Source organism: Fusobacterium sp. (assembly GCF_032477075.1).
GTDB lineage: Bacteria > Fusobacteriota > Fusobacteriia > Fusobacteriales > Fusobacteriaceae > Fusobacterium_A.
In genome coordinates this window covers 230,813-243,970 of the sequence record NZ_JAWDXO010000001.1, presented here as the reverse complement: position 1 = coordinate 243,970, position 13,158 = coordinate 230,813, and the positions used below count along the sequence as shown (strand labels likewise).

Genomic DNA, 13,158 nt, shown 5'->3' with positions numbered 1-13,158 from the left:
TTATTCAGTAAAGGGGATAACATATGAGTGGATTAGAAAAAGAAATAGCAGAACAAGAAAAAAAATATTTAACTCTTCTTTCTACTAAATTTAAAAATATTGGAGAAACTGCTACTGAAATAATCAACCTACAGGCTATAATGAATCTTCCTAAAGGAACAGAGCATTTTCTTACAGATATCCATGGAGAATATGAAGCTTTTAACCATGTACTGAAAAATGGATCTGGTGCAGTAAGACAAAAAATAGATGAGGTGTTCGGGGATAACCTGAACACCTTTGAAAAAAAAGAACTGGCTACAGTTATATATTACCCTAAAGAAAAGATAGAATTTCTTGCAAAAGAACTTAAAAATATGGATAAATGGTATAAAACTATTATATATCGTTTAATTGAAATATGCAGTGTTGTATCCTCAAAATATACAAGTTCAAAAGTAAGAAAAGCTATGCCTAAAGATTTTTCATATATTATTCAAGAAATAATATATGAAAGAAAGGAATTAAGAAATAAAAGAGAATACATAGCTAATATTATAGATACTATCATTTCAATAGGAAGAGCTAAAGAATTTGTAATAGCTGTCTCTAACCTTATTCAAAGACTTATAATAGACAGACTTCATATAGTTGGAGATATATATGACAGAGGACCTAGTCCTCATCTTATAATGGATACTCTTATAGATTATCATAATGTAGATATTCAATGGGGAAATCATGACATTCTTTGGATGGGTGCAGGCCTTGGAAGTAAGGCCTGTATTGCCAATGTTATAAGAATATGTGCAAGATATGGAAACAATGATATTTTAGAAGATGGATATGGAATAAATCTTCTTCCTCTTGCAGCTTTTGCTATGGAAAAATATGCAAATGATCCTTGTGAGCATTTTAAAATAAAAACAAATAAAACTACTCCTCTAAAAGCTCAAATACATAAAGCTATTACTGTTATACAAATGAAAATAGAGGGAAATGTAATTGAAAGAAATTCAAATTTTGAAATGGATCATAGAAATATGTTCAAAAAAACAGATTTTAAAAAGGGCACTGTTACAATTGATGAAATAGAACATGAATTAAGAGATAAAAACTTTCCAACTGTAGATATAGAAAATCCTTTAAAATTAACTCCTGAAGAAAGTGAAATCATGGAAAATCTTAGACTTGCTTTTTTAAGAAGTGAAAAACTACAAAGGCATATTAGATTTCTTTTTGCTAAAGGAAGTATTTATTTGAGATGTAATTCTAATTTACTTTATCATGGCTGTATTCCATTGACTGAAGATGGAAAGCTTAAAACGGTTAATGTAAGAGGTCAAAAAGTTAAGGGAAGAAAATATCTGGATCTTGCTGAAAAAATATGCAGAGAAGCATATTTCAATAGAGCTAACAGTGCCAAAGAAAAATTAAACTGTGATTATGTATGGTATATGTGGTGTGGTAAAGATTCTCCTATGTTTGGCAAAGATTCAATGAAAACCTTTGAAAGATATTTTATAGAGGAAAAAAATACTCATACTGAAAAGAAAAATCACTATTATACTTTTTGTAATGAAGAAGCCACTTGTGATATGTTATTGGAAGAATTCGATTTGAATCCTAAAATCTCTCATATAGTAAATGGGCATGTTCCAGTAAAAGTAAAAAAAGGTGAATCTCCTATAAAAGCGAATGGAAAGCTGTATATAATAGATGGTGGTTTTTCAAGAGCTTATCAACCTGAAACTGGTATTGCAGGATATACTCTGATATACAATTCATATGGATTGAAATTAGTTTCTCATGCTCCTTTCGAATCTACAGAGAAAGCTATAAAGGAAGGAAAAGATATAATTTCTTCCAGCCGTATAGTAAACACTAGTCAAAATAGAATAAGAGTCAAAGATACAGATATAGGTAAAGAACTACAAAATCAAATTAATGATCTAAAAAAACTGCTAAATGCTTATAGAAAAGGAATAATAAAGAGTAATGATGAATAAAGCATTAAAATTTTTTAATGCTTTATTCATTTTATTTTAACTAACTAGTGTTATATTACATATGTTATATTACAAAATTCATAGGAGGAAAAATGAGAAAAAAATTAAGTATCCTTGCATTAACTGCTGTATTTGGAACAGGAGCTTATGCAGCATCAATTGACCATGTTCAGACTTATACTCCTGAATATTTAGGTAACCAAGCACAAAATGGTATGATAAATAGTTCTTCTGTTTTCTATAATCCTGCTGGTATCATGCATCTTGAAAATGGAACATATATCCATTTAGGAGCTCAACTTGCTGTTGGAAAAGAGGAAATGGACTATAATGATAAAAATTATGATGCTGATTTGCTTCAGTATATCCCTACTTTTGCCCTATACAGTGTAAGAGATAATAGAGCAATATTTTGGACATTTGGTGCATTAGGTGGTGGTGGAGACCTTGAATATAAAGATGGTGTTGCTGGAACAGCAGTGGTCCCTGATATATTAAATAGTCTTGGAGAAAAATTCTCACTTCCATTTACTTTTTATGATGATAGTTCTTCAGCAGAAGGAAAAAGTCTTTATGGACAAACTACTTTAGGTAGAGCATGGATGATAAATGATAAACTCTCTATGTCAATAGCAGGTAGAGCTGTTCTTGGTTTAAAAAAACTTAAAGGAAATATTGATGTTGGGGGAGGACCAAAACCTATTCATGCTGATATAGATTCTGATAGAACTGCTTGGGGAATTGGAGCACAAATAGGATTCAACTATAAAGCAACTGATAAATTAAATCTTGCTATGAGATATGATTCAAGAATAAAACTAAATTTTAAAGCTAGTGGATACGAAAATGCTGCTGACATAGATTTTGGAAAAGGTAGTATGGGAGAAGTTCATTTTAGTGATTTTTATCCTGAATTTGAACCCGGAACTAAAACTAGAAGAGATTTACCTGCCATTTTAGCTCTTGGAGGTTCTTATCAAGCAACTGACAGATGGACTATAGCATTAAGTGGAAACTACTATTTCAATAAAGATGCAAAAATGGATAGAAAAGCTGGAAGTGTAAAGCTAGTAAGTCCAGCAGGTCCTATCGAAATAAAAGGATTAGAAGCTGATTATGATAATGGTTGGGAAATTGCTTTAGGAACTGAATATAAATTAAATAATAAATGGATTCTATTGGGAAGTATCAATTATGCTGATACTGGAGCAAAAGTAAGTTCATATGATGATGTAGAGTATGCACTTAATTCTATAACTTTAGGAACAGGATTGAAATATAAACCTACTGAATATGATGAATGGGTATTTACAGTATCTCATTTCTTCTATGACTCAGAAAAAGGACATTATAATGAAAAATATGCAAACTACCCAAAAGTTAAAAATCCTGAATATGATAAAAGTATAACTGCATTTGGAGTAGCATATACTAAAAAATTCTAATTGATAAATAAGATGGAGGAGGAATACAGTGCCTAAAAAAGCCATATTTACAAAAGAACAAATATTTAAGAAAGCCTTTGAGGTATTCAAGCAGAATGGATTGGAAGCTATAACTGCTAGAAATCTGGCAAAATCTCTGAATTCCTCTCCAGCTCCAATATATAGTTTTTATACTTCATTGGACATACTTAAAAAAGATTTAATAAATAAAGCTAAAGATGTATTTATGGAATATGTAAAAAAACCCAATACAGAATATATATTTCTCAATATAGGAATAGGTGTGTGTATGTTTGCAAGAGAGGAAAAACAGCTTTTCCATACTATTTTCCTAAAAGACAGTTCATACAGTGGACTTGTAAGAGAGTTTAGAGATCTGATAAAAGTTGAGATGTCTAAAGACAGCAGATTTGATAAACTAGATGAGGAATTTAAAACAAAACTTTTTCTTGACTGTTGGATGTATGCCCATGGTTTTTCTACATTAATAGCTACTAATTATTTTAAAGATGTATCAAATGATTTCATAAAAGAAAGGCTAGTAGAGGGTGCAGCAACTATGTTATATAAAAGATTGAGAGATTACAATAAAAAAAATAATATAAAAAAGAGCTTGTAAAAGGCTCTTTTTTATATTATTTATTTACAACATTCTTTGGCTTTCCTTCCTGAAATGATTTTAAATTATCAAAACATATATTTATTATATTTTGTCTTGACTCTATAGCAGCCCATGCTATATGTGGAGTTACATTTACACTTTCACAACTTGTCATTGGGTCATTTAAGGCAGGAGGTTCACTGCTCAGGACATCTACTCCTGCTGCATATACTTTTCCTTTTTTGACAGCTTCTGTAAGATCTTTTCCATTTACCAATGGTCCTCTTGAAGTATTGATTATTATTACTCCATCTTTCATTTTTTCTATATTTTCTCTGCATATTATATTTTTAGTTTCTGGTAAAAGAGGACAATGCAGAGTAATGATATCTGATGTTTTAAAAATATCTTCAAGAGATAAATTTATTACATCAAAATGATTATTTTTATCATATATAGCTACATCCATTCCAAAAGCTTTAGCTATATTTCCTACCTCTTTTCCTATATTTCCATATCCTATTATTCCTATTCTTTTTCCTTTCAATCCAATAATAGGTCTATACCAGTAACACCAATCTATATTATTAGCCCATTCACCCTTTTTTACTGAATGACTATGAAGAGCTACATTATTTGTTATTTCAAGTATATGGGCAAATGTCATTTGTGCTACACCACTTGAACCATAATTAGGAGTATTAGTTACTATTATTCCCAATTCTTTTGCTGCTACTGTATCTATAATATTATACCCTGCTGCTGTCACTGCTATATATTTTAAATTTGGAAGCTGAAGCATTCTTTCTTTATTAAAAGAAACTTTATTTGTAATAACTATTTCTGCATTGCCAATCCTTTTCACTACTTCTTCTTCTGGTGTTCTGTCATATATTACTACATCTCCAAGTTCTTTAAATATATCCCAAGATAGATCACCAGGATTTTCCGTATATCCATCTAAAATAACGATTTTCATAATTTCCTCCTTAAAAAGTTCTAACTATTAATTTATATCCTATTACTGTAAAAAATTCAAATATTTATTTTTTATTTTGATTTAATGTGATTTAGTCACAGACAAAATTTAAAATATGGTGTATAATAAAAATATAAATAAGAATAAAATATATAAAAGGAGGAATTGACATGGCAATTTTACATATAACAAAAGAAAATTTTGAAAAAGAGGTTTTAAAATCAGAAGTACCTGTATTAGTTGATTTTTGGGCAGCTTGGTGTGGACCTTGTAAGGCTTTAGGACCTATTCTTGAAGAAGCAGAAAGTGAATTAGCTCCAGAAGTAAAAATAGCTAAAATAAATATAGATGAGCAAGAGGAATTAGCTGCTCAATTTAGGGTAATGAGTATTCCTACATTATTACTTTTCAAAAATGGTCAACCAGTTGAAAAATCAGTAGGGCTTGTATCAAAAGATAAAATCATTGAATTAGGAAAAAAATAATATAGCAAAAAGGAGGTCTCAGACCTCCTTTTTTATTTTAATGCTTCAAGCTTCTTTTTATTTTTTATAATGATACTTCCTCTTGATAAAGAAACTATCCCTTCAGTTTGAAAATATTTCAGCATACGGGATACTACTTCTCTTGCACTCCCTAAATTCTTAGCAATATATTCATGAGTAAAGTTAAGAATTTCGCTTTCTTTCTCTTTGCTTTGCTCTAAAAGGAAAAATGCCAGTCTTTTATCAAAACTTGTAAAAAGTATCTGTTCCATTGCCCACATAGTTTCAGAAAAATGACAATTCATTATATCATTTGTAAAACTTTCTACTTGTATATTTTTATTTTTCAATTCTTTAAAAGCAGCTGAACTTATAAGAAATACCTTACTATCTGTTTCTGCATCTACCATTATACTGAAAGTGATATTTTTTAAAATACATGATGCAGTTAAAAGACATGTTTCTTTTTCTCCAAGTCTGTACAAAGTGACTTCTCTTCCTTCTGGTGAAAGAATATATACTCTTAATTCTCCTTTTTTTATTAAAAGAACTCCAGTACATTCTGTGGAATCATGAATAGTTGTACCAGCTTTATATAATTTTAGTTCAGTGTTGTTATCTATCAATTTTTTCTCATCTGAAGAAAGTTCATTCCAAAATGGAAATGACTCAGAAAAAAAATTTCCATTTTCTGAATTACTCATTTTTCCCTCCTAATTTGCTTCCTATCAAATTCAGACATATATTTACATCTTTTTAAAACAGTTTCAATATCTTTTATTACTATATCAAATTTATTTCCATCTATGCTGTTTTTATCTGTCATAGGATATAGAACTGTTCTCATTGTAAAATCCATTATATCTTCCACTTTTACATAATCTATTTCATCATTTTCTTTTAGTATATTTTTATCCTGTTCGTAGTATGCCCTTTTGCTGTTCATTTATTTCAGTTCCCTTAATTTTATTTTATATTATACCATACTTTCAGTTAATTCAAAAAAGATATTAATAACAAAGATATATATGTGAAAAAAATATCATTATCTCTATTAAAATATATTTACTATATTATTTAAATTAAAATAATATAATTGACAATAGAAAAATATATAGTATACTTCTTTTGAAATAAATACAGTGCTATTTTGACCAAAATAATGTCCAAAAAAAATGGAGGGGTATAAAATGAGTAAAAAAACTATTGAAGATGTTGCAAAAAATATTTGGGAGTATGCTGAAATAAGATTTAAAGAATATCAATCAGCAAAAGAATTAGCTGAATATGCTAAGGAAGCTGGATTTCAAGTAGAAATGGGAGTAGGTGGGTTAGAAACTGCTTTTAAAGCTATCTATGGTGAAGGTCATCCTGTAATAGCTATACTTGGAGAATATGATGCACTTCAAGGACTTTCACAGGTAGAAGATTCCACTCATAAAGAAAAGGGAAAACAGGAAATGAATGGTCATGGATGTGGACATCATTTATTAGGTGCTGGTGCCCTCTATGGAGCAGAAATAGTAAAAAATTATTTAAAAGAAAATAATTTAAAAGGAACTGTTATTTTTTATGGATGTCCTGCTGAAGAAGGTGGCTCAGGAAAAACATGGATGATGAAAAATGGAGCTTTTGATGGAGTAGATTTAGCACTTACATGGCATCCATTTCCATATAATGGAGTTTTTTCACTATCTACATTGGCAAATTATCAGGCTTATTTCAGATTTGAAGGAAAAGGTTCTCACGCTGCTGCAAGTCCTCAACTTGGAAGAAGTGCTCTTGATGCAGTAGAGCTCATGAATGTGGGAGCTAACTACCTTAGGGAACATGTGATACAAGAAGCAAGATTTCATTATGCTGTGACAAATACTGGAGGAATATCTCCAAATGTAGTACAACCTGATGCTGAAGTTTTATATCTTATAAGGGCTCCAAAATTAAATCAAGTAGAAGATATATTTAGAAGAATATGCAATATAGCCAGAGGAGCAGCCCTAATGACAGAAACTAAAGTAAAAATGGTTTTTGACAGAGGAACTAATGAATACAAAGGAAATAAAGAAATAGAGAAAATAATGTTTAAGAATTTAAAAAAATTTGAAAATATTGAATACTCAGATGAAGAAATTGCTTATGCTAAAAAATTTAAAGATACTCTTTCTGAAAAAGAGATTACTTCAGAATTTGGTTGGATAGAAAAAGCTAGTGGAAAAGAGTGGAAGAATATTAAAGATATGATGTTAAATGAATATATCTTTAAAGGAAATATTCCATATGATGAAAACTTTAATTATCTTTTATCAGGTTCTACAGATGTAGGGGATGTAAGTAAAAAAATGCCTACAGGACAAATATTTACAGCATGCTATGCTCTGGGTACTCCATCTCATTCTTGGCAGATGGTAGCACAGGGAAAAAATAGTATTGCAATGAAAGGTATGAAATATGCTGGTCAGGTATTGGGACAGACTGCTATTGATATCTTTGAAGACCCTGTTCTTTTTGAAAAAATAAAAAAAGAATTTGAAGAAAATTATGAAGAATATGTTTCACCTTTGAAATATGACAAAGTACCAATAGAATTATAAAATTTAAAAGGGGGGTTATATGCAACAGATATTTTATGTAGTATGTTTTTTAAGTTTCCTTCTTATTCTTGGAGTTTTTATTAAATCCAAAATAAAAATATTTCAAGAACTTTTTATACCAGCTTCTGTTATTGGAGGTTTTATTGGGTTAATATTTGGACCTGAGGTTTTAGGAAGAATGTTTTCCTTTTCTCTTCCAACTGCATGGCTAAAAGAAATGGCTCTTCTTCCAGGACTCTTAATAGTTCCTGTAGTTGCCGCTGTTCCTTTAGGATTGGAATTTAAAGGAAGTAATGGAAAAGGTGTAGTGAGAGATGTAGGAATAATGGGAGGCATCCTTTTTATTGTTACATTTTTACAAGAAGTTGTTGGGTATTTTGTAAATTTCATATGTACAAAATTTTTAAATATTGACCTTTATGGCTCTTTTGGAGTGGAACTTAATGCTGGTTTTTCAGGTGGACATGGAACAGCTGGTATGATAGGAAGAACCCTTCAGGAAATGAATATGGATTATTGGGCTGTGGCTCAGGGTATAGCTACTACTACTGCTACTTTTGGTCTTATTGGTGGAATATTATTTGGAATATTCTTGATTAATAGAGCATGCAGAAAAGGTGAGACTTCACTTTTGAAAAAGCCTTCTGACATCCCTATGGAATTGAAAAGAGGTTATTATACAGATATAAGTAAACAAGCAAGTATTGGAAGAGAAACTATGCTTTCATCATCTATTGATGCTCTTGCTTTTCATGCAGCAATAATATTTTCTGTATGTGGTATTTCATATATCATTTTAACAATTGTAAAAAAATATAAGATTCCTGTACTTTCTTCATTCTCTGTTTGGGCATTCGCAATGGTAATAATGATATTTGTATGGAAAGCAATTAAAAAACTTGGTTTAGAATGGTGCATAGACACTAAAGTTAAAAGTAAAATAACAAGTATGCTTACTGAATTTGCAGTTGTAAGTGCTGTTGCTACCCTTCCTTTAAAAGCTGTATTCTCATATTTTATTCCAATAATGGCAATGATGATACTTGGATTCATAGCTACTTGGTGGTGTATAAAATATTTTTCATATAAATACTTTAAAGGAAATTATGCATTTGAAAGAGCAGTTGCAATGCTTGGAACCTGCTTAGGAGTATTTCTTACAGGACTTCTTTTATTAAGAATATGTGATCCTGAATTTTCTACACCTGTATTAGGAGATTATTCATTAGGTTTTTCTCTTACAGCACTTATGGGTCCTATTCTCATGGTGTCATGTATTAATCTCAGTCTGGCTTATGGACCTCTTGTTCCTATATTATTAAATATTGGACTCATAGTTGTATTTTATATTATCATGGTTGGACTAGATAAAAAAGGAAAAAGTGCATGATAAAAATTGCTGTTATTTCTCCTGAAAACTCACTTCCTTTTATAAAAAAAGGAATCAAAAAAAATGATAAATATTGTGTAGAATATTTTATCTATGAAAAATTAGAGGAAACTGTGGAGATATACAAAAAAAACTTTCATAAATTTGATGTTTTCCTTACAAGTGGTGAATTGGGAAAGACATTTCTTGAAGGAAAACTCAAAAAAGTAATCAAACCTATTTATTCTTTGGAAATAAAAAGAGAGGAACTTTATCAAATATTTTTCAAGATTCTAAAAAATAAACCAAATATTGATTTTTCAAAAGTATATATTGATTTCATAGATAAAAATAACAAAGATTTTTATTTTAAAAATATATTTGATGGAGATGAACCTTTTACTACTGAATTCAATATTGAAGATCCCATACTTTATGAAAAAATAATCCATAATCATTTTATTCTTCATAAGGAGAACAAAATACAACTTTCTATTACTAGATTTAGTAATTTGACAGAAAAACTTGAAAAGGAAAAAATTCCATTTATATTCCTATTTCCTTCTGAAGATAATATAAAAGATACCATAGACTATATGATATCAGAAATAAAAATAGCTGGATTAGATGATAAAAAAATAATAGTTGGAAAAATTAAGCATTTTGATTCTAATAAAAACTATAAATCTATATTAGAAAAGCATATTAAAAATTCAATAATTTATGAATCAGAAAATGAAATTGAGATAATAATGATTAAAAGAGATTTCAAAGATTTTACAGAAAATCTATCTGGAAAAGTTTTTTCAACAATAGGTATGATAACAGTAGGCTGGGGATGTGGGGATAATATCTCAGAAGCTAGGTTAAATGCAGAGAAAGCTTATGAAAAAAGTGAAATCTATGGGGAAGAAGTCAGTTATTTTCTCGAAAAAGGAAAATTTACAGCTTTAAAAGGTTTCAGAAAGAAAGATGTAAGAGATTTTGGAATATATGAAGGATTAAGAAAATTAAATATTTCCAAAACCCTTTTTGAGACACTTTTAAAAATCTATGAAAAAAATATTTGGATAACAGCAGAAGAATTAGCTGAATATATTGGCCTCAGTAGAAGAACTGCCAGCAGAATATTAACAAAATTAGAGAATAATAATCTTGCTGATATGTCTTTAATGGAAGGTTCTATTGGGAGACCCTCTAAAAAATATAAACTAAATTTTTAGAAAAATTAAGATAAGAATACTTTCAAATATTAAATTATTTAAAGTATTCTTATTTTTTATTTATGGGGAAATCATTCTATGTTATAATATTTGTAAAATAATTTTAGTAAAAAAAGTAAGTATTAATGAATTATAACCTAAATTAAAAAATAAAAAATTTATAAAAAAGAAATTATTCATTTTCTTGACATATATCTTTGTTATAATATTTTAAATAAATTTTTCAGCAATCATAACTGAAAAAAATTTGATGAAAACACTTTTACTAATCCTTATCTTTGAGCTAATTAACAAATTAGTGATATAAGAACACTGCTTCTAAAAGTGAAAATAATATGTATTTATTTAATGACTTTTTTTAATACTCAATATAATAAATTTGAATCTTTTTCAAATACATCTGTTAGGATTTTATCAGATATTTTATAGGATTTAAAATAACAAAAACTAAAGTAATATGGAGATAAATATGACTAAAAAAATATTAATAGTAGAAGATGAAAAAAATTTAATAAAAGTAATTGAAGATACTTTAATTGGAGAATCTTTTATCACTTATAAGGCACTAGATGGAGAATCTGCTCTGGATATATTTTATGAATATAATCCTGATCTCATACTGCTTGATATAAATCTTCCAAAAATGGATGGCTGGGAAGTCTGTCAAAATATAAGAAAAGAATCTAATATTCCTATAATAATGATGACTGCTCGAGATTCTGAAATTGATGAATTGAAAGGTTTAAGCATTGGAGCAGATGATTATATAACGAAACCTTTCAGCCTAAAAGTTTTGAATATAAAAGTCAAAAAAATGCTTAAAATAGATGAAAATAGTTCTTATAAATTTAATAATCTTTCTTTTGATTTTCGAAGTGGTGAACTCATAGTAAATGATGAAGGTATTGAACTTACAAGAAGAGAAATTCAATTTTTAGAATATCTCATAAAGAATAAAGGAATAATTTTTTCAAGAGATGTTCTTTTAAATGAAGTCTGGGGCTTTGATTTTGAGGGTGATGATAGAGTTGTAGATACTTTAGTAAAAAGACTTAGAAAAAAGTTGGGAAATTATAGTGATCTGATAAAAACTGTCAGAGGAATGGGGTATATATTTGATGAAAATAAAAATTAATTTTTTCCAGAAAATTTTTATCTTTTCCATTTTTATAGTTATTTTTACTGTTCTGGCTGGATACATACTCAATATATTTTTTCTTGATAACTTCTATGTATATAGAAAAAAAGAAAAAATGATAGAAGCTGTCAATATTTCTAAAAATCTGCTAAATGATGAGGAAATTTTCAAAGAATACGTAGAAGACCTTAGGGATAAAGAAGGAATAGATATAGCAGTATTCAAAAAAAATGGTATGCATAAAATGAAAGGAAGAAGAGAAGATATGCACAATAATGGCTCTTCTCCTCCTACTGGATTTAGTGTTACAAGTATTTCAAGAACAAATATAAAGCTTCTTATATATAATGAATCTCTTTCAGATGGTCGTACATTGACTTTAAGAACTTCTTTATCAGTCATGAGTGCTCACAAACATGAGATGTATGTATTTAATATTCTTACAACTATAACATCAGTTCTTCTCAGTATGATAATTGGACGAATATTTTCTAAGAAAATAACTAAAAATATAAAAAAATTAAACAGAGTAGCTGGAAAGATATCTATACTGGACTTTTCTGAAAAAGCTGAAATTGAAAGTGGAGATGAAATAGAAGAATTAAGCCAAAGCATTGATAAAATGTCTGATAATCTCTCTCTTTCCATTGAAAATTTAAAATCTTTTGCTTCAAATGCTTCTCATGAATTAAGAACTCCAATCACAGTTATAAGTACTTATGCTCAGGCTCTTATTAATGGAATCGTTAAAACTGATTATGAGAAATCTCAATATTATAAGGCAATAGCAAAAGAAAGTATGGATATGAATGAATTAGTTGGAAATCTTCTCACAATATCACGACTTTCTTCTCCTGGAATAAAACTAAATATGGCAGAAACTAGTATTTTATCTATTTTAAAACAAAGTATCGAAAAATATGAAATGCTTGAACTTGAAAAGGATATAGAATGGGAAATAAAACTCAAAGAAGAGAAAGTTTTTTGTGATATAAAAATATTTAAAATAGCTATTGATAATATTGTTCAAAATGCTTTGAAATATTCTAAGGAAAATGATATTATTTTAGTTTATGAAATTAATGGAAGAATATTTATTGAAAATAGTATAGATGGTAGAGGCACTGGGGATACATCTAAATTATGGGAACCTTTTTCTCGTGGTGACAATGCTAATGAATTAAGTATTGAGGGAAATGGATTAGGTCTTTCAATTGTAAAAAAAATTTTGGAGTTGAATAAAATCCCTTGTGGTATTAATCTAAAGGATAAAAAATTTACTTTTTGGTTTGACATATTGAGGTCATAATCACATGATATTATTTTGTTATATAAGAAA

Annotated in this window: 12 protein-coding genes; 9 read left to right on the top strand and 3 right to left on the bottom strand. The window is 28.7% G+C overall.

Annotated elements, in window-relative coordinates:
* The first annotated feature begins 23 nt into the window (after positions 1 to 23).
* The 3 genes from E6771_RS01150 (at position 24) to E6771_RS01140 (ending at position 4,052) form a co-directional block, all read left to right on the top strand.
* A complete protein-coding gene (locus E6771_RS01150; protein WP_316089018.1) occupies positions 24 to 1,988 on the top strand; it encodes a fructose-1,6-bisphosphatase in 1,965 nt (654 codons plus the stop codon).
* 92 nt (positions 1,989 to 2,080) lie between these two features.
* A complete protein-coding gene (locus tag E6771_RS01145; protein WP_316089016.1) occupies positions 2,081 to 3,433 on the top strand; it encodes an OmpP1/FadL family transporter in 1,353 nt (450 codons plus the stop codon).
* 28 nt (positions 3,434 to 3,461) lie between these two features.
* The gene (locus E6771_RS01140; RefSeq protein ID WP_316089015.1) at positions 3,462 to 4,052 is read left to right on the top strand and encodes a TetR/AcrR family transcriptional regulator; all 591 of its coding nucleotides are present in this window, start codon (positions 3,462 to 3,464) and stop codon (positions 4,050 to 4,052) included.
* Positions 4,053 to 4,068: 16 nt separating this feature from the next.
* On the opposite strand, the gene E6771_RS01135 is transcribed toward E6771_RS01140, so the two are convergent.
* Entirely contained in the window at positions 4,069 to 5,013 is a 945-nt protein-coding gene (locus E6771_RS01135; protein ID WP_316089013.1) for a D-2-hydroxyacid dehydrogenase, read from the bottom strand.
* 170 nt (positions 5,014 to 5,183) lie between these two features.
* On the opposite strand from E6771_RS01135, the gene trxA reads away from it, so the two are divergent.
* A complete protein-coding gene (gene trxA / locus E6771_RS01130; RefSeq protein WP_316089011.1) occupies positions 5,184 to 5,498 on the top strand; it encodes a thioredoxin in 315 nt (104 codons plus the stop codon).
* A 32-nt stretch (positions 5,499 to 5,530) separates the two neighbouring features.
* Here trxA and E6771_RS01125 read toward each other — a convergent pair whose 3' ends face one another.
* Positions 5,531 to 6,202, bottom strand: a complete 672-nt coding sequence (locus tag E6771_RS01125; protein ID WP_316089010.1) for a Crp/Fnr family transcriptional regulator — start codon at positions 6,200 to 6,202, stop codon at positions 5,531 to 5,533.
* Positions 6,199 to 6,444, bottom strand: coding sequence for a hypothetical protein (locus E6771_RS01120; RefSeq protein ID WP_316089009.1), 246 nt, complete (start codon positions 6,442 to 6,444; stop codon positions 6,199 to 6,201). The genes E6771_RS01125 and E6771_RS01120 overlap by 4 nt, the downstream gene beginning before the upstream one ends.
* A gap of 244 nt (positions 6,445 to 6,688) precedes the next feature.
* Here E6771_RS01120 and E6771_RS01115 point away from each other — a divergent pair, with 244 nt between their 5' ends.
* From E6771_RS01115 to E6771_RS01095, 5 genes are all read left to right on the top strand, one after another.
* Positions 6,689 to 8,089, top strand: a complete 1,401-nt coding sequence (locus E6771_RS01115) for an amidohydrolase (RefSeq protein ID WP_316089008.1) — start codon at positions 6,689 to 6,691, stop codon at positions 8,087 to 8,089.
* A gap of 19 nt (positions 8,090 to 8,108) precedes the next feature.
* Complete coding sequence (locus tag E6771_RS01110) at positions 8,109 to 9,479, top strand: sodium/glutamate symporter (protein WP_316089006.1); 1,371 nt, start codon at positions 8,109 to 8,111, stop codon at positions 9,477 to 9,479.
* A complete protein-coding gene (locus E6771_RS01105; RefSeq protein ID WP_316089004.1) occupies positions 9,476 to 10,681 on the top strand; it encodes a helix-turn-helix domain-containing protein in 1,206 nt (401 codons plus the stop codon). The genes E6771_RS01110 and E6771_RS01105 overlap by 4 nt, the downstream gene beginning before the upstream one ends.
* 469 nt (positions 10,682 to 11,150) lie before the next feature.
* Positions 11,151 to 11,816 (top strand): response regulator transcription factor, encoded by a 666-nt coding sequence (locus E6771_RS01100; RefSeq protein WP_316089003.1) that lies wholly within the window; start codon positions 11,151 to 11,153, stop codon positions 11,814 to 11,816.
* The gene (locus tag E6771_RS01095; protein WP_316089001.1) at positions 11,800 to 13,128 is read left to right on the top strand and encodes a HAMP domain-containing sensor histidine kinase; all 1,329 of its coding nucleotides are present in this window, start codon (positions 11,800 to 11,802) and stop codon (positions 13,126 to 13,128) included. Before E6771_RS01100 ends, E6771_RS01095 begins: the two co-directional genes overlap by 17 nt.
* Positions 13,129 to 13,158 lie beyond the last annotated feature (30 nt).

Coding starts and splice junctions, on each gene's coding strand:
- E6771_RS01150 (WP_316089018.1), top strand. CDS start 24: ATGAGTGGATTAGAAAAAGAAATAGCAGAACAAGAAAAAAAATATTTA.
- E6771_RS01145 (WP_316089016.1), top strand. CDS start 2,081: ATGAGAAAAAAATTAAGTATCCTTGCATTAACTGCTGTATTTGGAACA.
- E6771_RS01135 (WP_316089013.1), bottom strand. CDS start 5,013: ATGAAAATCGTTATTTTAGATGGATATACGGAAAATCCTGGTGATCTA.
- trxA (WP_316089011.1), top strand. CDS start 5,184: ATGGCAATTTTACATATAACAAAAGAAAATTTTGAAAAAGAGGTTTTA.
- E6771_RS01125 (WP_316089010.1), bottom strand. CDS start 6,202: ATGAGTAATTCAGAAAATGGAAATTTTTTTTCTGAGTCATTTCCATTT.
- E6771_RS01120 (WP_316089009.1), bottom strand. CDS start 6,444: ATGAACAGCAAAAGGGCATACTACGAACAGGATAAAAATATACTAAAA.
- E6771_RS01115 (WP_316089008.1), top strand. CDS start 6,689: ATGAGTAAAAAAACTATTGAAGATGTTGCAAAAAATATTTGGGAGTAT.
- E6771_RS01110 (WP_316089006.1), top strand. CDS start 8,109: ATGCAACAGATATTTTATGTAGTATGTTTTTTAAGTTTCCTTCTTATT.
- E6771_RS01105 (WP_316089004.1), top strand. CDS start 9,476: ATGATAAAAATTGCTGTTATTTCTCCTGAAAACTCACTTCCTTTTATA.
- E6771_RS01100 (WP_316089003.1), top strand. CDS start 11,151: ATGACTAAAAAAATATTAATAGTAGAAGATGAAAAAAATTTAATAAAA.
- E6771_RS01095 (WP_316089001.1), top strand. CDS start 11,800: ATGAAAATAAAAATTAATTTTTTCCAGAAAATTTTTATCTTTTCCATT.